General features: G+C 38.3%; 15 protein-coding genes and 1 tRNA gene. 11 read left to right on the top strand and 5 right to left on the bottom strand.

What is annotated here, in order from left to right; genetic code table 11:
- Positions 1-149: 149 nt before the first annotated feature.
- Entirely contained in the window at positions 150-1,310 is a 1,161-nt protein-coding gene (locus DSM106972_RS18020) for a response regulator (protein WP_127081999.1), read from the bottom strand.
- Between the two features lie 150 nt (positions 1,311-1,460).
- Positions 1,461-2,711, bottom strand: coding sequence for a response regulator (locus tag DSM106972_RS18015; protein WP_325052196.1), 1,251 nt, complete (start codon positions 2,709-2,711; stop codon positions 1,461-1,463).
- Between the two features lie 248 nt (positions 2,712-2,959).
- Between DSM106972_RS18015 and DSM106972_RS18010 the strand changes: the two genes are divergently transcribed.
- From DSM106972_RS18010 to DSM106972_RS17995, 4 genes are all read left to right on the top strand, one after another.
- Complete coding sequence (locus tag DSM106972_RS18010; RefSeq protein WP_127081998.1) at positions 2,960-3,634, top strand: hypothetical protein; 675 nt, start codon at positions 2,960-2,962, stop codon at positions 3,632-3,634.
- A gap of 98 nt (positions 3,635-3,732) precedes the next feature.
- Positions 3,733-5,925 (top strand): BON domain-containing protein, encoded by a 2,193-nt coding sequence (locus tag DSM106972_RS18005; RefSeq protein ID WP_127081997.1) that lies wholly within the window; start codon positions 3,733-3,735, stop codon positions 5,923-5,925.
- 93 nt (positions 5,926-6,018) lie between these two features.
- Positions 6,019-6,543, top strand: coding sequence for a Rab family GTPase (locus DSM106972_RS18000; protein WP_233787120.1), 525 nt, complete (start codon positions 6,019-6,021; stop codon positions 6,541-6,543).
- A 59-nt stretch (positions 6,544-6,602) separates the two neighbouring features.
- Entirely contained in the window at positions 6,603-8,984 is a 2,382-nt protein-coding gene (locus tag DSM106972_RS17995; RefSeq protein WP_127081995.1) for a PAS domain-containing hybrid sensor histidine kinase/response regulator, read from the top strand.
- Between the two features lie 48 nt (positions 8,985-9,032).
- Here the strand turns inward: DSM106972_RS17995 and DSM106972_RS17990 are convergent, their stop codons facing one another.
- Entirely contained in the window at positions 9,033-10,049 is a 1,017-nt protein-coding gene (locus tag DSM106972_RS17990; RefSeq protein WP_127081994.1) for a mechanosensitive ion channel family protein, read from the bottom strand.
- Positions 10,050-10,134: 85 nt separating this feature from the next.
- Between DSM106972_RS17990 and DSM106972_RS17985 the strand changes: the two genes are divergently transcribed.
- The 6 genes from DSM106972_RS17985 to DSM106972_RS17960 all read left to right on the top strand — a co-directional run bounded on the left by DSM106972_RS17985 (position 10,135) and on the right by DSM106972_RS17960 (position 16,907).
- The gene (locus DSM106972_RS17985) at positions 10,135-11,052 is read left to right on the top strand and encodes a histone deacetylase family protein (protein ID WP_127081993.1); all 918 of its coding nucleotides are present in this window, start codon (positions 10,135-10,137) and stop codon (positions 11,050-11,052) included.
- 109 nt (positions 11,053-11,161) lie between these two features.
- Positions 11,162-12,304 (top strand): glutamate--cysteine ligase, encoded by a 1,143-nt coding sequence (gene gshA / locus DSM106972_RS17980; RefSeq protein ID WP_127081992.1) that lies wholly within the window; start codon positions 11,162-11,164, stop codon positions 12,302-12,304.
- Between the two features lie 296 nt (positions 12,305-12,600).
- Entirely contained in the window at positions 12,601-13,062 is a 462-nt protein-coding gene (locus tag DSM106972_RS17975; protein ID WP_127081991.1) for a tRNA (cytidine(34)-2'-O)-methyltransferase, read from the top strand.
- Positions 13,063-13,856: 794 nt separating this feature from the next.
- Positions 13,857-16,070, top strand: a complete 2,214-nt coding sequence (locus DSM106972_RS17970; RefSeq protein WP_127081990.1) for a peptidoglycan DD-metalloendopeptidase family protein — start codon at positions 13,857-13,859, stop codon at positions 16,068-16,070.
- 228 nt (positions 16,071-16,298) lie between these two features.
- Positions 16,299-16,372: transfer RNA gene (locus tag DSM106972_RS17965), tRNA-Met, on the top strand.
- Positions 16,350-16,907, top strand: coding sequence for a PAS domain-containing protein (locus tag DSM106972_RS17960; protein ID WP_127081989.1), 558 nt, complete (start codon positions 16,350-16,352; stop codon positions 16,905-16,907). Before DSM106972_RS17965 ends, DSM106972_RS17960 begins: the two co-directional genes overlap by 23 nt.
- On the opposite strand, the gene DSM106972_RS55815 is transcribed toward DSM106972_RS17960, so the two are convergent.
- Positions 16,888-17,388, bottom strand: a complete 501-nt coding sequence (locus DSM106972_RS55815) for a transposase (protein ID WP_201800745.1) — start codon at positions 17,386-17,388, stop codon at positions 16,888-16,890. The genes DSM106972_RS17960 and DSM106972_RS55815 overlap by 20 nt on opposite strands.
- 306 nt (positions 17,389-17,694) lie before the next feature.
- Positions 17,695-18,063, bottom strand: coding sequence for a hypothetical protein (locus DSM106972_RS55810; protein WP_201800744.1), 369 nt, complete (start codon positions 18,061-18,063; stop codon positions 17,695-17,697).
- A 227-nt stretch (positions 18,064-18,290) separates the two neighbouring features.
- Between DSM106972_RS55810 and DSM106972_RS17950 the strand changes: the two genes are divergently transcribed.
- Positions 18,291-19,709, top strand: coding sequence for a PAS domain-containing sensor histidine kinase (locus tag DSM106972_RS17950; protein WP_127081988.1), 1,419 nt, complete (start codon positions 18,291-18,293; stop codon positions 19,707-19,709).
- Positions 19,710-19,856: the final 147 nt, after the last annotated feature.

Genomic DNA, 19,856 nt, shown 5'->3' with positions numbered 1-19,856 from the left:
TTTTCAGCTCTTAATTGTGCTGTAGTGGTTGATGCTACCTGGAAGTTCTGTTCACATCACCCATGTATTTAATATACGAAACTACATGTGACAAACTTGTGACAAAATCAGTCAAAAGTGCTGAGTGCTGAGTAGGTATTTAAGACTCATTACTCAGCACTCATTAATACTGAGTGTAAATATTTACGGACTGTAGTTAAAACTTTCTCAGCGACAACAGGTTTAGACATGAAATCAGTAGACCCAACTAACTTGGCACGCATTCTGTCTACTAAACCATCACTACCAGTTAAGATAACGATAGGCGTATTGGCAAAATGGGAAATACGTCTAATTTGTGTACAAAGTTCATACCCATTGACAACGGGCATAACTAAATCTAGAAAAATAAAGTCTGGTTTATGCTCTAATAGCAATGGTAGCGCTTGAACAGCATCTGGAATTTTGACGAACCTCATCCGGTTTGAAGTGATAATACTTTCTAGCATTTGACAAACTTGTGGACTGTCGTCAATGCAGGCAATTAAAGGACTATTGGCAATTTGAGGTTGGACGTTACTTGTTCTAGTTGGAATTTCAACTCCTGGTAAAGCATAATCTGCTACTTCTACTAATTGCACATAGCCATTGTCTATATAAGGCAACAGCGAACAAGCGATTTGCAAAACTCCCTGCCGCATTTTCACCGCTAAATCTCGCAGTGTATATTTACCATTGAGCAAATTCACAAAGTTATTGTACACATTCTGTGTAACAACTTGCTTCAGTTCTGCTGGCTGCTTTAAAAATGGCGCCAAATTTGGAGAAAACCGTTTTAGCCCAGAATCATTCCAATTACGCCATTCTTTCTCCATTCTTTGAATATGTACATTTGTATTGGCAAAATTAATCGGTAAATCTAAAATTAGTTTTGGGTTGCGCGCACAGTTACAAGTGGCGCCATTCAAATGAGTTTGTTGTGCAAGGTCGAATAAGACTTCTACTATAATATTTTCTGCAATTGTATCAACTTGTTTAGAGTCTATTTCCTCTCTTCCGTATAAAAGAGTTAGCAGCTTATAATCCCAGTAATCTAACTCTACATCATTTGCAGTTAAACGTAGTTTATTTGTATCGACTCCTGGACAGTGTTGAGCTATTTGCCTTTTCCAACGTCGGAAAGGATGTAGAGTTCCAGTCGCCCAAATAATTCTTCCAAACCGATAATAAAAAGTCCAGCTTTGACCCTGATATGATTGAATATTTAGACTACCGCTATACTTGAGCTGCGTACAACTTCTCAGTTCGTCAAGCAGGTTGTTGGACACCATGAGTTGAAATGCACCCTAAATTAAAACTAGTCATTTTTGATACACCAATTATATTTCTAAATTTCATACTTTACCACTCTTGACAATGTTTTAGTTTCTAAGAGTGCTTCTTAGAAACGGGAAATTTTTCATTCCCGTGTTATCACGTGATTAGTTAACATAACTCATTTTTAAAGATGGCGCCATAGATGAACTGTAATTTGACGCATTTACATTAGTTTGCCAGTACCTATGTATTGTCTGTATAATTTTATCTTCTACAACAGGTTTAGTAATAAAATCTGTTGAACCAGCAACTTTGGCACGCATTCTATCAAAAATTCCATCGCTGCCAGTCAAAATAACAACGGGTACATTAGCAAGAACTGATACTCTGCGTATTTGTGAGCAGACTTCATACCCGTTGGTGACAGGCATTATTAAGTCTAAGAAAATGAAGTCAGGCTTATGCTCGATTAAAATTGGTAAAATATTAAGAGGGTCTTTGATACCGACAAACTTCATACCGTTAGCTACAATAATTTGTTCCATCAACATACAAATTTGCGGACTATCATCAATGCAAGCAATTAAAGGAGCTTTTGCTTGTATTTTTATTGGTTGTGATTTTGCCGATGTATTTTGAGATGAATTTATATGCTCTTTTACTGGGAAAAGTGGAATTATTGTATGGTCTTCAACTTCTACTAATTCTATAATTCCTCGTAATACATAAGGTAGTAAGGAACGGCTTACCGTCAACACATCTTGTTTCATTTTGAACGCTAAGTCCCGTAGCGTGTATTTACCTTCCATTACTCTAAGAAAATTTGCATATACTGCGGGACTCACTAAATGCTGTAGCTGTTCGGGTTGACGTACAATAGGCGCCAAATCGGGTGAGAAATTTGCCAAACCAGCTTCAGCCCAAGAATGCCACGATTGATACATTAGTTTTAGTGACGTATCTGTACTCGAAAGAGTCATTGGTGCCTCTAATATTACATCTTGGTTACGCTGGCAAACAACAGTGTCGCAGTTTACCTGCTGTGCCAAATCAAATAAAACTTCGGCAATTGTACAATCAACAATTGATATTACTTGCTGACGGTTGATTATTTTCTGTTTACATAGAGTTTCTAAAATTTGATATTCCCAATGTTCAACTGCGGTATCTTGAACGTTTAGTCGTATCGTATCAAGGTTAACTTGGGGGCAATACTGTGACATCTGTCTTTTCCAGCGTCGAAATGGATGCTTTGTTGCAGTTGCCCAAACGATTCTTCCCAAACGGTAGTAAAAACAGAATTTATTACCTTTACACGATTGAATTTCTAGCTTGCCATTAAATTGTAACCGTGTACAAGTTTTAAATTCATCGAGCAAGTTAGCAGGAATAATTGAATCAGATAGCAGCACCATTTAGATAACCTCTTTTACCAGCCATAGCCACATAGCTTAATTTAAGAGTTGTGACAAAGTTGTGACAGAAACCTAGAAACCGGGTTTCTCAAAAAATTTGATTAAGCTTGATAGTAAAGCTAAAAACCTGGGAACAATAAACTTGACAGCATAAGTAAGGTTTCGTAGGTAAATAGCGTGGCAGGGTAAAAACACTTACGTTCCCATAAATGCGGTGGCTAATCTATCATTAAAAGGCGGGTTATTAAATGAGTCAGATGACTAGAGACGATGTGCGTGAACGGCTTGGCAATATTGACCAAATTCGAGATATTATTTTTGGCACCCAAATTCGCGATTACGATAATCGTTTTAGCAAGTTGGAAAAAGACATTTCTCTAATACAGCAAGAAATGCGCGCTCAATTCGAGCAACTCAAAACCAATTTTTCAGCCGAGCTAAAAGCGGCAAACGAAATAATCGACAAGAAGATCAAAACACTAAGCTTGACGACCCAAGAAGAGGCAGCCGATTTTCGACAGCAGTTTGATAGACTAAATCGTAGGTTTTCCAGCAGTTTTCAAACTCTGGACGAAGAGTTGGATACTCAAACCAATTCGATACGCGAAGAATTGTTTCAAACAAAAGGTAAACTGCAAGATGACATTGCTGGATTACGCGACTTAGTATTACAAGAGTTAGAGGAACGCTTTGGTGCATTAGCACAAGATAAAGTTTCTAAAGAAGACATTGCTGAAACCTTATTTGCTTTAGGAATGCGAATCAAAGGAACTGAGTTTATTCCAAAGCTACGCGAAGCAGGAGATGATGGTAACGGCTATAAGTCACTGCCATTTATGGACTCAGGTGCATCTAAAGCACTAAAGTACGGCAACGGCAACGGTAACGGCAACGGTCATGGTGCTACAGAAATTCACTCTTAAAGTAGAACAATTGTATGCCCAGATTTTACTAATCAACAGTTAAGAACCAATTCATTAATCACGCATCTGCCCAGTGTTATCAAATGGTATTTAGTGTCATGACTCAGGTGGGAAATTCCAACAGTAAATCTAAACATAATAGTACTAATTATAGTACTATATTGAATGATTCAAACGAGGAAGCAGTTCTGGAAGGATTTATAAATCTCCTTGCAGACCTAAATATTATCACCTCACCTGAGACTGGCACTTTAAATCATGAAGAAATAACAACTATTGAATACGAAGAAATATCACACCAGACAATCAAAGCAGACTCTAAGCAAAGTAATTTCATTGAACTTACAGAATCTTTAACAGAATCTAGCAGTGACGCTAAAATATTTACTGACGTAGAGTATGCCGTCATCGATTTTCAAGCTGAAACTGTAGATTCTTCGAGTAATTTTGCTGCATTCGAGCAATTACAAAGCATTTTAGTTGGTCCCGAATTAACAGATTTACAGTTGATTACAGACAAAATTAACAACAGTTTGAGCAAGTTAGAACATCAAATCTATGACCCTAATGCTTTAGTTGAGTTGCTTGTGCCTTGTATTCACGAAATATTAAGAGTTAAAATCGGTGAGTCTAGAGAAGATATTGTAAAAGTAATTACTCCAATTATCGATGAGGTTATTCAAAATCGCACTCAGCAGAGCAAAATTAGTATGGGTGTAGCTTTTGCCCCTATTATACCTGAAGCGATTTCTCAGCAAATAAATAATGCACCTGATGAAATGACCGAAGCTCTTGCTCCAACAATGGGACGGGCAATCAAAAAACAAATCGAAATCGAGCAAGATTCAGTAGTAGATGCTCTCTACCCTATTATTGGTAGTACGATTTCTAAATATATGGCAGAAACTATTCGTGCGATTAACCAGCAAATCGAGGATAGTCTTAGTGTCAAAGGTATTCAGAGAAAAATTCGTGCTAAACTCCAAGGAATTTCTGAAGCTGAATTAATTTTTAGAGAAGCAATACACTTTACTGTTCAAGCTATCTTTTTAATTCACAAAACATCAGGTTTAGTTATTTCAGATATTCAACGTTTAGATGCTCAACAACTCGAATCAGAAATGGTTGCTGGAATGCTAACTGCAATTCGTAGCTTTGCGAACGACTGTATTATTCAATCCGGTGCCTATAATGAATTAGACGCAATAGAATATGGTACATCTAAAATAATTTTAGAAGTTGCAGGCTACTGTTATTTAGCAATTGTCGTCAAAGGAGAGCCACCAAAACAATTTATCAGCAAAATGCGACAAATGCTCATCAACATTGTTCGAGAGCATGGAACTATAATAGAAAACTTTGATGGAGACCCTGGAACTATACCGAATGAAATCAATGTTAACCTAAAAAACCTTCGAGATTATGATTTAGAATTAGATGTAAATCATAAAAATAAACCATCACCCCTTATTTTATTAACATTAGGGATTCTTGGCGCCATTTTTATTCCCTTGGGAATTTGGAAATATCACACCGGAGTTATTGATGCAGTCGAACAAAAAACTTCTACAGCTTTAGCTTCGGCGCCAGAACTCGCAGTCTACCGTCTCAATGTCGAGGAACATCATGGTAAACTCAAGCTAACCGGACGAGTACCAAATCAATTTTTAAGTCAAAAAGCTGCACAAATTGCGTCCTATGCTGCTCCCAAGTGGTCGATAGATAATCAAATATTAGCAGTCGAAGTACCAGCAGACCCCGTAACTGCCGCAGCTGAAGTCAAGCGAGTTACCGAAGTTTTTAATCAAATAAAAAGTACAGCTATTTCCACTCAATACACCAATGGTCGAGTTTTGATTCAAGGCAGTGTTAGAAATAGCTTAGATGTTACAATGATTACTAACGCATTTGAAAAAATTCCAGGTGTCAAGCTTGTTTCCAGTGCAATAGAAGTACCACCTGCAAAAATAGGTATTAGATTTTACTTTAATATAAATTCTGAAGCTTTAATGACGGCAGATTTTGACTCAAAAATTGAGCAAGTTAAATCTTTTTTAAATCAATACCCAATTAAACGCTTAAAAATAACTGGTTATAGTTATTCTCATAAAGGAAACTCAGAATATCAAAAGTTAGGACTGAAGCGCGCACAAACTGTAAAAAAAGTTTTAATAAATCAAGGTATTAACGGTGCGCGTTTAGAAATTGCGGGTAAAACAAGTTTACCACCTGGGGTTGATATTAATCAGCCTGAATGGCAAAGGCGTTCTGTAGTATTGGAACCAGATTAGAAACCGGGTTTCTTTATTAAATCTTGGAATAAAATGATAACTTTGCTTAGAAACCCGGTTTCTGGTTTATTTTATATTTTAGAGAAAATTATTATGTCAACAATATCTAAAAAAATATGTTTAGTAGGCGACTTTGGAGTTGGGAAGACTAGCTTAATTCGTCGATTTGTAGATAGACAATTTAGCGATAAATATTTATCTACAGTTGGAGTAAAAATATCACGTAAAATAGTGGATTTAATAGATGTAAACCCAGAGAATAAAAAAGAGCTACAGCTTTTAATTTGGGACATTGAAGGAAGTAACAAATTTAAAGCAATTGCTCCTACATATTTTCAGGGGGCAAAAGGCGCCATTATCGTCGCTGATGTCACTCAACAGGATACACTAACAAGTATAAGTGACCATATCCAAACATTTTTAGCAGTCAATCCTCAAGCTTCTATAGTTATAGCGCTAAACAAATCAGATTTAATCGAGACTGAATATCTGGAAAAAATTAGACAAATGTATCAATTTGATAATAATAACCACGTTTTGTCTACATATGTGACTTCAGCTAAAACAGGCACAAATGTTGATGAAATATTTCAATTATTATCACACTCATTAGTTTAGCTTCAAGTTCATTGAAAATCAACATAAATAGTTCACCTAAAACCTTAATAATACACAACATGAATACATTACTAAGCAATCTTTTCTCAGTTAATTCAATTGAATACATAACTATTTGTGATAATTATAAAATTATCGAAACATCTTCAAATGTCAAGCATTTTTCAGATAATCCTAATCAAGTTAAAAAAGGCAGTGATATCAGAATTAGCTTTCCGGAGCTAACAGGAACCGAAGAAATTTTAGATGAAATATTACAAGGTGAGCAAAATGATTTTAAACTCAAAGGAATTAGTCGTTCACTCGATAATCTTTCACCTTTATATATAGATATATATATTATAAAAAATCACAAAGAGAATTCTCAATGTAAAGAACTGATGATTTTGGTTGTAGATTCAACCGAGCGTATGGTGATGGAACAGTCACTAATGCAAAGTGCCAATCAAGCAAACTTTTTATTACGTAACCTTACCGCTTCCAAACAATACATAGAGCAAATTTTAACTTCAATGTCTGATGCAATGGTAACAACCACACCATCAGGAAATATCAAAAGAATTAATCCGGCAACAGTAACTCTTTTAGAATATGAAGAAACAGAAATAATTGGTAGACATATATCAAGTATTTTCAAAGGAATTGAAGCTGCTGCATTTGGTGAGGTCGAAGCTAGTTGTCAAACCAAAAGTGGTAAAACTATTCCCGTTGCGGTTTCTTGTTCGATGCTGCAAACCGATATTGAGCATTTTCAAGGTTACGTTTACATTGTTCGCGACATGACCGAACGTAAACAAGCAGAACTTGCTAAACAGCAATTTATGGCAATGATTAGTCATGAAATTCGTACTCCTATTACATCGGTGACAGGAATGGCAACTTTGCTATTAAATACCGAAATGACTATAGAGCAACGTGATTTTGTTGAAACTATTTATACAAGTGGCATTGCGTTACATAAAATTATTAATGATATTCTTGATTTTTCTAAAATTGAAGCTGGAAAATTAGAAATGGAAGCGCAACCTTTTGAGGTAAGACGCTGTATTCACGAAGCAATTGCTATCCTTATGCCGAAAGCGAAAGAGAAAGCTTTAAAATTAAGTTTTATTGATAATACTGAAACTCCTAAAATGATAGTAGGAGATGTTACACGAGTACGACAAATTTTAGTTAACTTGATAAGCAACGCTATCAAATTTACTAGTACAGGTAGCATTGCAATTTATGTTACACCAAAACAAAAAACGACTAATAATACGAGTGCTGACGACAGTAGCAACAAATTAAATACTTGTACATTACAATTTGCCGTTAAAGATACGGGGGTTGGCATTGAAGCATCGGAGCAAGAGCGTTTATTCAAAGTTTTTAGTCAAGTCAATTCTTCGATTACACGACAATATGGAGGTACAGGTTTAGGACTAGCTATTTGTAAACAGTTATGTGAGTTAATGGGGGGCACAATTTGGGTTGAGAGTAAAAAACAAAAAGGTAGTACTTTTTACTTTACAATTCAAGTCGATGCAATTCCTGAAAGTGTTGCCAGTGTAGTTTGTCGAGGTGCAGAAGCTTTAACGCTTCCAGGTTTAGATGTATCAAGTGATGCCAAAATAGAATTAATTGCTCAAGAACATCCATTAAAAATACTGTTAGTTGAAGACCATGCCATTAACCAGAGAATGATAAAGTTGATGTTACAACGTATGGGTTATGAACCTGCGCTAGCAAATAACGGTTTGGAAGCACTCGATGCATTGCGAAATCAAGTTTATGATGTTGTGTTAATGGATATGCAAATGCCAGAAATGGATGGTTTAACAGCAGCAAAACATATCCAGCAAGAATGGGCGCCTTCACAACGTCCAGTAATTATTGCCCTCACAGCTAGTACAATGTGGGAGCAACGCGAGCGCTGTCTAGGAGTAGGGATTGATAATTATCTCGCCAAACCTCTTCGCATTGGTGAACTAGTTGAAGCTTTAAAAAAGTGCCAACAGCTAGAAAATAAATTAGAAAATCAAAATGAGTTTATTTCAGATTACGTTCCAAATTACCCCTTAAATACAAATTCTTCGATAGACTCAAAAGCACTACAAGAAATACTTTATATGGCTGATTTCAATTCAGCAATCAACGCTAAAGAATTTCTTGTAGAAACAATAGATTTATATCTTGATGACGCTCCTAAATTACTCCAAGATATTCAGCTTGCACATTCAGAAACTAATTTAAAAAATCTTCAAAGACTAACACACACTTTATCTTCTACAAGCGCAACACTAGGAGCAAACCATCTAGGACAATTATGTAAAGAAGTAGAAGAAATGGTGGCACAAAAAAGCTTAACAGGAATTGAAGCAAAAATCAGCAAAATTGAATCAGAATATCAGCAAGTACAAATTGCCCTGTTAACAGAACGTCAAAAGTATAGTACATAAACTTTAATCATATGGTGGGCAATGCCCACACTACGCAAAAAAGTTGATTTAATCCTTTTGCAAATACAATTCGTGTGTAGGATAAGGAATTCTAATGCCTTCTTGTTGATATCTTTTGTGCAATTTTTTAATAAAAATATGTCGAGCAATACGTTGGTCAAAAAACTCATTGACTCGAATATAAACAGTAAAATCGATACTAAAATCAGCAAATTTTTGATACCGAATAAACGGTTCGCTGTTTATTAATTCTGGCGCCACTTCTTGCATTACTTCTTTAGCAACATCTATAGTTACATCTTCAACATAATCTAAATCACTTTCATAATCGACACCGACATTTACAGTTAAACTAATTTCTTTGACAGGAAGATGGCAATTAGTAAAAATAGCCGATGCTAATTTAGAGTTGGGTACAATAATAACATTATTAGTCAACTCTTGAATTGTTGTGTTCCTCCATGTAATATCTGTAACATATCCTTCATGTCCACCATCAAGTTTGAGATAATCACCAGTTCGTATTTGTTTGGAGAAAATTAAATAAAATCCTGAAAAGAAATTTTCTAACGTATCTTTTAGTGCTAAACCAACAGCTAAACCGCTTATTCCTAAAGTGGTAATTATTGGAGTAATTTGCACACCCACAGTTTGCAGCAGTATTAAAGTACCTAAAATTAAAACTGCTGTTTTCGCAATATTGGCAAACAGTGAAGCTGATACAAGTTGTGACCTACGAATGTAAATAGTTACAAACCCAGAACTCAAACGGGCAAAAACCACCGTTACTGAATACAGAAAAGCTATAGTTATAATTTTTTGCAGGGCGCCATTAACATCGGGTGTAAAATAAGGGTAAGCTAATATAGCCCCATAGCAACCAGCAAGCACAAACCAAAGTAGTGTCATTCGATGCAGCGAGTGAATAATGATTTCGCTACCTGGTATTTGACGCTTTGCTACAAAATTTTTCAATCGCTTATAAATAACATTTTCACCGATTAGACCTGCTATCAAGCCCAAAAACACGAATAGTATCGGTATTATTAATTGCATTTGCAACATAAGCAATTTTCATGTCTCAATATCTCTAGCCATTTTCTACAATACCAGTTAGTAACGAAAAATATCAGTATCGAAGTCACTCTTCATGAATTTGCCAATCGTTTATCATCCAGATTATGTCGTTCCATTACCAGACGGTCATCGCTTTCCAATGGAAAAATTTCGGCTACTCTACGAATTATTACTAAAAGATGGCGTAGCTGATTTTACCCAATTTCACGCTCCGGCGCCTCCACCACAGGAATTAATCGAGTTAGTTCATACAAACTCATACGTAAACGCTTACTGCCAGGGTACTCTTGATGCGAAAGCACAGAGACGAATAGGTTTACCGTGGAGTCCAGCATTGGCAAATCGTACTTGTGTAGCAGTTGGTGGAACAATTAAGACGGCAACTTTAGCTTTACAATCTGGGTTAGCTTGTAACACTGCGGGTGGGACGCATCATGCTTTTCCAAGCTATGGTTCAGGGTTCTGTATTTTTAACGATTTAGCTATTGCATCACGTGTTTTACAAAAACAAGGTTTGGTAAAAAAAGTTTTAATTGTAGATTTAGATGTACATCAAGGAGATGGAACCGCATTTATTTTTCAAGGAGATGATAGCGTTTTTACGTTTTCCATGCACTGCGACGTGAATTTTCCTGGTACCAAACAAAAAAGTGACTTAGATGTTCCTCTACCCGTAGGGATGGAAGATGATGATTACTTGCTTGTTTTAGCGAGTTACCTGCCAGATTTATTATCAGACGTAAAACCAGATATCGTTTTGTACGATGCTGGTGTAGACCCCCACATTGCCGACAAACTTGGCAAGCTAGCTTTGACAGACAGAGGAATTTTTAAACGCGATATGCAAGTTCTAACTACCTGTGTTACAGCAGGTTATCCAGTTGCTTGTGTTATTGGGGGTGGTTACGCAGATAATTTAAATGACCTTGTTTATCGTCATTCCCTTGTATTGCGTGCAGCTACAGAAGTTATGACCATGCAAAAAATGTAGAGACGTTACATGTAACGTCTCTACATGACATTTCAACCAAAATGCATAGGCGCCTAATCGTAATGTTCGATACAATTTATATGTAAAGGAGAGACTAGGAGATATTTAGGTGGCGCTATTGAAAGGCTTTGAAGTTGAAATGTATACTGGAACGCCGAATGGTGATGTTGTAGGTCTCTCCGACAAAATTGTCGCGTCCTTAGCTTCAGATGGGTTTGTTCGTGAACCAGATAGTCGTAACGTAGAGTATACAACGGCACCAAGTGCGAATTATGAAAAATTATTATGCAGTCTATTGCAGCCTCGGCAGCAGTTAAGGTCATATTTAAGCAAATTGGGTGACTATACTATCATTCCGGGAAGTACCTTGTCTTTAGGAGGTAATAATCAATTTTTCCGTTCCGACCCAAGTAACCCATATCATGACTTTATTGAAAAAACATACGGCACTAAAGTCGTTACTGCCAGCATTCACATCAACGTCGGCATTAGTGACTTAGAAACATTAATGCGTGCCTGTAGATTAATTCGTGTTGAAGCACCTTTATATTTAGCTCTTAGTGCAGCATCACCATTTATAGATGGCGCCACAACTGGATATCACTCGACTCGTTGGGGAGTATTTCCACAAACACCTGCGCGCGTGCCTTTGTTTACCAGCCATGCCCATCATATTCAGTGGGTTGAAGAGCAATTAGCAGCAGGTACAATGCAGAATGTTCGCCACTTATGGGCTTCTGTACGTCCAAATGGAAATGGGCGCCCTTATGATTTAAATCGCTTAGAGTTGAGGATTTGCGATTTAGTGACAGACCCCATTGCTTTACTTTCCATAACAGCCTTACTCGAAGCACGTTTACTACAGTTAATCGAAAATCCGAATTTAGACCCGTTAGTTAGTAGTAGCTTTACAGACGAGGAATTAATAGATATTACTTCAGCCAACGAAATGGCAGCGGCATCACTGAGTCTAGATGCGAAACTTCAACATTGGCAGGACGGCAGAACAGTAACTGCCCGTGATTGGATTGGTGAACTTTATGATGGCGCCATTATAACAGCCAAGCAGCATGGTTTTAGCTGTTTTCTTTCACCACTGCAAAAAATCCTCCGCGAAGGTAACGAAGCACAGCAATGGCTCCAACTTCACGCCGTAGGTATTTCGACTCGTAACGTACTTACCCAAGCAATTGCTGCTACACGTGACCGTGAAATCGAATTACAAGACAAAATCTGTTCCTCAGTTGGCTAAAATCTTAGAAACCGGGTTTTTTAGTTGAAATCTTGCAATCAAAACAACGATTTTGCGTAAAAACCCGGTTCCTTTGTATTAAGTGCCTCAAATTCAGTATTAGACAATACAATTTCTCAAAATATTTTATTGTCAAGTTTCTATAAAACAATTCATCGTCTGTTTTAAATTTCTAATCAATCGTGGTAGATTAGCAAATATTAATAAAAACTATCATTGACCTCTATCTTAAGGTAGATTCGCAATGAGCAATACACTGTGTATTTGAATACATACATACGAATTAGCTAGCCTCGATGCCTCAAGTTGTCTTAATCAATCCGTTAATACCTCCAAACACAGGTAATATAGCCCGAACCTGCGCTGCAACAGGTACTGAATTACATTTAGTTGGTCCACTAGGGTTTGAATTGAGCGACCGTTACTTAAAACGGGCTGGTTTGGACTATTGGGAATATGTGAAATTGCATTATCACGAGACATTGGCAGATTTTCTCTTGGCACATCAGCAGCGTTCTGGTCGCTGTCTGGGATTCACTGTGCGCGGAAACCATAATTATTCTCGCTTTGAGTATGAATTAGATGACTGGTTGCTATTTGGTAGTGAGACCAATGGGTTGCCACCCGAAATGCTCTCCAAATGTGATGAAACGCTTTATATACCGATGTCTGAGAGTGGAGTTCGCAGTTTAAACCTTTCTGTGAGCGTTGCAGTTGGTTTATTTGAATGTCGGCGCCAGTTGGGGTATTTAGCGTAATTTTTTTCGTGTACTAGTTGACTATATTAAAAACAAGTTAAGTAAAGTAGGTTAATACGTATTTTTTTTGTAAAGACAATATTTTTACGTATAATTCCTGTAGCGTTGTAGTGGGTTTTCCATGTAAACGAGCATTAACTGAGTGATTATACTTAAAAAGCTCAGTGTGTTTATATAAGAAATTTGTATATAAACTGCGAGGTTAATTCCATATTCAAACATAGAGATTTATAAATTGTTATCTGTGATTTTATTGGAACAAAATAGACAGGATATAGTCATATTAGGCATTTGAGCCAATAACAAAAAAGCAAAAACTTTTTTGTGTAAAAGTACCTGTCCTGTTACTACGGTTGTTTTTTTGGGAATAATTAACGTAAATTCTCGTGAAGAGGAAGTCAATTGGGTGCATAGTCCTGTTTTTGGGTATATACCGAAAAGACATATATAATTGTTTGTTCCTCAAGATGTTAAGCACGTCTTCGACTGCTTTGTGTTTTTCGTACCGATGTGTTTGTCGTCTGTTTTATCCTGAAGAACAGCACATAACGAGATAACTGTAAAGAGGGAGACCTGTAGAGCTATGAGGAATAATAAGACAAGTAAAGAAAAAAATTAAGTTTTTTTGAATCATATGAACTTGTCTAAATCAGAGAACCAGGTTAATCTTGCGTAAGTATCTCTGGTGAATGTGATCTTGATCAATCGTTCGTAGTGATCTAAATCATTGACTATTGTCCGACTGAAAACAAAATCGAGGTCAGTTAAGCGCTAGCGATCATAGGAGGTCGTCTTTGAAACGAGTATTAAAAAGTAAAGTAAAGGCTAATCTAGAAAATAACTCCAGTGAGGATGCCACGGTGGACAGTTTGAATTTACCAAGTCAAAAAGTAAACCGCCGCAAGCGGACAAGCGCAGCCATGATTGGCTTGGCAATCTCAATGGGAGCGGGTAGCCTTTTTGTGACTCGGCAAAGCGACCAAGCCCTGGCAGCGGAACCTGTAGGCAACCAAAATACAGCTTCTGCCATTCCTGCTGCTGGTGACACTGGGGTGAAATTAGCAACCACTAACCAGATGGGAAGCACATCCGCCGTCTCGAATGTGAGCGCGCCAGAAAATCCCGTTTCGGTAGTTGAGCCAACAGCAATTTCACAGGTGCCTGGGCTTGGTGCTAAATTGCAAATTGCGGCAAGCACAAGTGAGCAGTTCGCTCCCAACGCTTCTTCCTTTACTAAGGCAACTACTGAACATAATTCTGTTTCCGATGTTCAGACAGCCAATAAAGGTCAGAGAATAGGAAATGCAATTGCCAGAGTGCGTTTCAAAAATCTTGCACAGGCGCCAGTACCAACAAGTTACGGTATTACAAATGGTACGGTTGCTCAATCGCCAACAGCAAACACACAAACATTATCGTCATTTACCAATTCTAACAATAATGGCGATGTGGATGCTCAACTCAAAGCACAGCAAGAGTTTGCGATTAATAAATTACAGCAAAAATCTGACAGACTAAGGAATAGTCTGAACAAGTTGCGTCCGAGTGACGAAATCTCGCAGCAAAATGAGACAGTTGGAACAAGCCAGCAGTCACAGAGCACAGCAACAAATAGCTCAGAATCAAGTGCAACTCCTAACAATGGTAGTGTAGCAGAAAGACCTAACAGTGTTGTAGGGGCAGTGGTACCATCTGCATCTAAAGTTTATGAAGTAAAATCTGGAGATACGCTAGCTGTAATTGCAAGCAGCAACGGAACTTCAGTTAATGAAATAGTTAAAGCGAATGGGATTCAAAACCCAAACGAGTTAAAAATTAATCAGAAATTAAATATCCCTGTAGCGAATGTTGCTACAACAACCGCTACGCCTTCGGTAACAGCATCAAATCTGACGGCGCCAACAGCTAGTAACGTAGCGATTCCAACACCAGCGCGATTGGGTACAGTTGCATCGAACGACACAGTAGCTCCAGTAGTAGTTCCAACACCTTTTTCAACTACCGAAGCTTCGACAGTTCAAGAAGATTCAACACCAATTGACCCAACAGCAAGCGGTGTAGGTGGTGAAACAGCGCCTAAAGTGTTTGCTGAAATGCGGCAACGTAACGCAACAAGCAAGCAAGCAAAACAAGACCGTGGTCTTCGCAGTTTGCAAGCAGAAATTGAGCGTTTACGTGAAAAATATCGCGCTCAACAATCAGGCAGTCAAGTACCGACACAAGCTAACTTAAATAATGTCTCGGTACCTGTTCCTACCTATACTCCAAACGCTGTAACAGTACCTTCAATTCCTGCGGCTACAAGACGTAACAACATCGCTATCCCAGTTCCTGCAGTCAGACCAAATACTGTAGCTATACCAATTCCGGTTCCAACACCTATGGCGCCTAACTTTAGTGCCGAGCCTGTTAAATCAGAATGGTCTACCCGCAATACACGCAATAACAACAGATTGTCAGTACCACCAGTACCAACAACTGTCAATGCCTCCGAATCGCTAGGTAACATGCGAGGAGTAACAGTAAGTCCACAACTACCTCCTTTGGCTGCGGTTGATAGATATCTACCCAGAGCAATTGATGAAAACACTCCTCCAATCGCACCAGGGGCGCCAGGAATTGGAAACACAGCTTTTATCTGGCCAGCTAAAGGCGTTTTAACATCAGGTTACGGCTGGCGTTGGGGTCGAATGCACCGTGGTATTGATGTCGCAAACTCCACTGGAACACCAGTTTATGCAGCAGCAGCTGGTGTGATTGAAAAATCCGGTTGGAATAATGGTGGCTACGGTAACTTAGTTGAGGTTCGTCATGCTGACGGTACTATGACTCGTTACGGTCACAACAGCAAACTCATGGTTCAGGTTGGACAACAAGTCAACCAAGGCGACATTATTGCCCTAATGGGAAGCACTGGTTTTAGTACTGGCCCGCACACCCATTTTGAAATTCACAAAGCAGGTAAAGGCGCAGTTAACCCAATTGCGATGCTGCCTCCACGAGTCTAAACACCCAACTGTATCCAACTTAATAAATCATCCTGTGGGATGTATTTATTGTGGGGTGGGCATCCTTGCCCGCCCTTAATATTAGACACTCTTAAATCGGACGGCGCCTCATCCAAAAATTTATTTGAAAAAAGACTAGTCAACACATTAATCTTGTGCTACATTAATAAATCGTTGGACTAAATCGTTGAACAAAAATTGTTAAACAAAAGTTTTCCAACAAATTACGGCTCAGTAGCTCAGTTGGTTAGAGTAGGGGACTCATAAGCCCTTGGTCGTGTGTTCGAGTCACACCTGAGCCATCCATATTTCAACCATTACAAGCCCCTCGTCGAGGGGCTTTCAGTTTTTTATCGGGTCATTTTAGGTTTACCACCTGATTGGAGCGAAGAGAATTTTACTACTCTTATTAACTGCGTTCATCCTGACGATCGCGAGTTGATGCGTCAATTACAAACACTAGCGATAGATGCTCAAGGTAAATATGAAGCTGAGTTTCGCGTAGTTTGGTCCGATGGTAGCATTCACTGGCTTGCTGATAGGGGACAAAGTTTTTATGACCAAACGGGACAGGCTGTAAGGATTGTTGGTATGGTAGAGGAAATTACTGAGAAAAAGCAAGCCCAAGAACAAATTAAACAACTTTATAACGAGTTACAAAGCCGCGTTGATGAACTGCAAACTCTATTTGATATTATGCCGGCAGGAATTGCTATATCACATGACCCAACGTGTGAGGTAGTTCGTACTAACGCTTTCGCTGAGAATTTAATGAATGTGGCGCCTAACTCATATCTTGCACCTGGAAATTTGAATGTCAATTCCTTGACTCAGTAGCAAGTCTCTCAGCCGTTCGATATGTTGTAAAAGAAGTAACACTACGTTTAGGAGGAAATATAGTTTGGAACGCAATTTCTGCGGCTTCACCCCAGTCAGGTAGTGAGCCGTTGGCGCCTGAATAAGATAAGTATGCCCAGTGCGCCAAAACATAAGATATAAGGGACAGTATCAGCCAACGATAAACACCCAAGAGGGTTCCTTGTCCAAACCGATGCAGCCCAAAACGGTGTTTTGCGGTTTTAAACCAACCCTCTATCTGCCATCTTCGTTTACCCCACCAAGAAATGGTGCTAGGTTTTAAGGCTTTGGTAGAAATAACAAATCGTTTTTCATACTTGCCATCATGGCGTTTAAAATAATACCAAGATATATAAACAGGAAACTTCAAACCCTGAAGATAAAGCTGCTGTCCTCTTTTATGTAATTGGGCGACACTGCGCCCATCAACTAACTTGCGCTTTACTTGCGATGCCAGCAATTATGTGATATTTTTTCTCTCGAACACCGTGTATAAATTGGATACTCCCAAAGCCTGTATCTACTAGAACTATCACCTCCTTAAAGTGCTTGGTTAATTTTTTTGGTAAAGATTTAACCATTTTTAATCCTAGCCTAGCTGGGGAAGTGGCGCATGCATCCCCGCCAAACGCGAAAATTCCAGGGTACTCGCCAGCGACCAACCACTAAATACACCACAACCAAATGCAACCCTCGCTTTCCGTGGTATACACTGATTAAGTTTTCAAGTGCTTTAAATTTTCCGGCTTTCTCCAAAGTTGTCAGATCAACAATGACTTGTAAAAATGGTTGGCGCCAAGCGCGAACGCTCGGATAAAATCTCCTTAATAATACGGTCGCGAGCAGTACGAATTACACTTTTAGTTGACCAATTATAGATATTTAGAAATCTACTCAAAGCGCTGGGCGACTTACTTTTACTGTGTTGGGGTAAAGGATAGCCTTGTGCCTCTAAGAACATCCCAAACATAGCTTCGAGATTTTCTTGTTGGTAAGTAGAAGGCATCAATGACAGCAAAGTGTAAACTAGATTTTGTCCCGCGCCTAAGAATTGAAACCATTTTTCTTGCTTATTCATATAAACTTCAACGCCCTTTTTCTCATGTTTTGGCGCCACAATGCAAATGAAATTCATTACTACTCACTCTTAATAGTACACAGGTATGTAGTTTTCCAAATTAACGGCGCCATTGTCAAATCAAAATTTGAGAAATAAATACCGTATTAATTCGGTGTAACCTAGTTAAAAATATGTATATTAAATACGCAAAAAAACATTTATATTATAGTTATATTTTTGCCCACTCTAATTCGTTTTGTACGGGTTTACACGTTAGGTGCAAGATATGAGCTAATACTAATATGTCAGCAACGGCGCCTCAAGCAGAGAGAGTACCATACAAGCAATTACGCGATGGCAAAGAAATTCCTTCAGAAGAGTTACCAATGTCTATTTCTGCTAAACAAGGTATAGAAATACGCAACTCCGAAATACAAATTGTGCGAGCGGATGGAATAAGCTTCGACCTTTTAGTAAATACAAAACCGCTTTTTGACGCACAGCAAAAAGTACGAGGTTGTATTGCTGCATTTATGGATATTACCGAGCAAAAGCTTGCTCTATCTGCACTGCAAGAGAGTGAAGCTCTTTTCCGAGGCATATTTGACTCTGCTTTAATCGGTATTTTGGTTTGGAATTCTCAAGGTCAAATTACCAATGCCAACAATGCATTTATAAAAATGACAGGTTATACCCGCGAAGATTTACAAGCAGGAAAAATTTCTTTTAAAAACATTACCCCAAAAGAATATCACGAAGCAGACGTTCAAAAAATTGAACTTTTATATAAAAATGGAGAATACAAACCCTTTGAAAAAGAATATATCTGCAAAGATGGTAGCCGGATTCCGGTTTTGATCGGTTGTACATTTTTACCCGGTTATCAAGACCGTGGTGTCGCTTTTTGCTTAGATATCAGCGAGAGAAAACGCTCCGAGCAAGAGCGTGAGAGACTTTTAGCCGAAGCACAAGCCGCGCGCACTGAAGCAATTGTTGCTAATCAAACAAAAGATGAGTTTCTTGCTATAGTCTCTCACGAATTAAGGGCGCCTCTAAACTCAATTTTAGGTTGGGCAAAACTATTACAAACTCGTCCATTTGACCAAGCTACAGCCAAACGCGCATTGGAAACTATCGAACGTAATGCCAAATCTCAATCGCAACTAATAGAAGATTTACTCGATATTTCGCGCATGATTAAAGGAAATCTTCGCCTAGAAAAAGCGCCAGTAAACCTAATAGAAGTTATCGAGACATCTATTAATATAGTATCTCCAACAGCTTTAACAAAACAAATTAATCTCGAATTTGCGAAAAATAATGAAACAAACACACCTCTTATAGTTTGTGGTGATTTTAACCGCTTGCAGCAAGTAGTACTAAATCTACTAACCAATGCAGTAAAATTTACTCCCAATCAAGGGCAAGTACGAATAGAACTATCACGCTCCGAAACCCCCACACATCCACACCTTCATTCCGCAATTATCAAAGTTAGAGATACAGGCAAAGGTATTAATTCAGACTTTCTACCATACGTATTTGAGCGCTTTCGTCAAGCTAGCAACAGTTCTAGAGCAAAAGACGGGTTAGGCTTAGGTTTAGCAATTGTCCGTAACCTTGTAGAGTTGCACCACGGTACTGTGACTGCTGCAAGTCCGGGTAAAGACCAGGGAGCAACATTTACGGTTATATTACCGATATTAGTGCATGGAGAGTAGAGATTGTCAACTCTCTAGTGAAATAGTTTGATTTTGATAATCATATCCAAAGATAGAGATGCTTGATACTCCTGTAGTGGTATTTTAGAAACACATCATTGTTGTAATTAAGTTTACTAACACTGATAAAATTATTTTCTTAAGTCA

Origin of the sequence: Dulcicalothrix desertica PCC 7102, assembly GCF_003991905.1 — a bacterium.
In the GTDB taxonomy this organism is placed as follows: Bacteria; Cyanobacteriota; Cyanobacteriia; order Cyanobacteriales; family Nostocaceae; genus Dulcicalothrix; species Dulcicalothrix desertica.
This window is presented reverse-complemented; position numbering and strand designations above follow the sequence as displayed.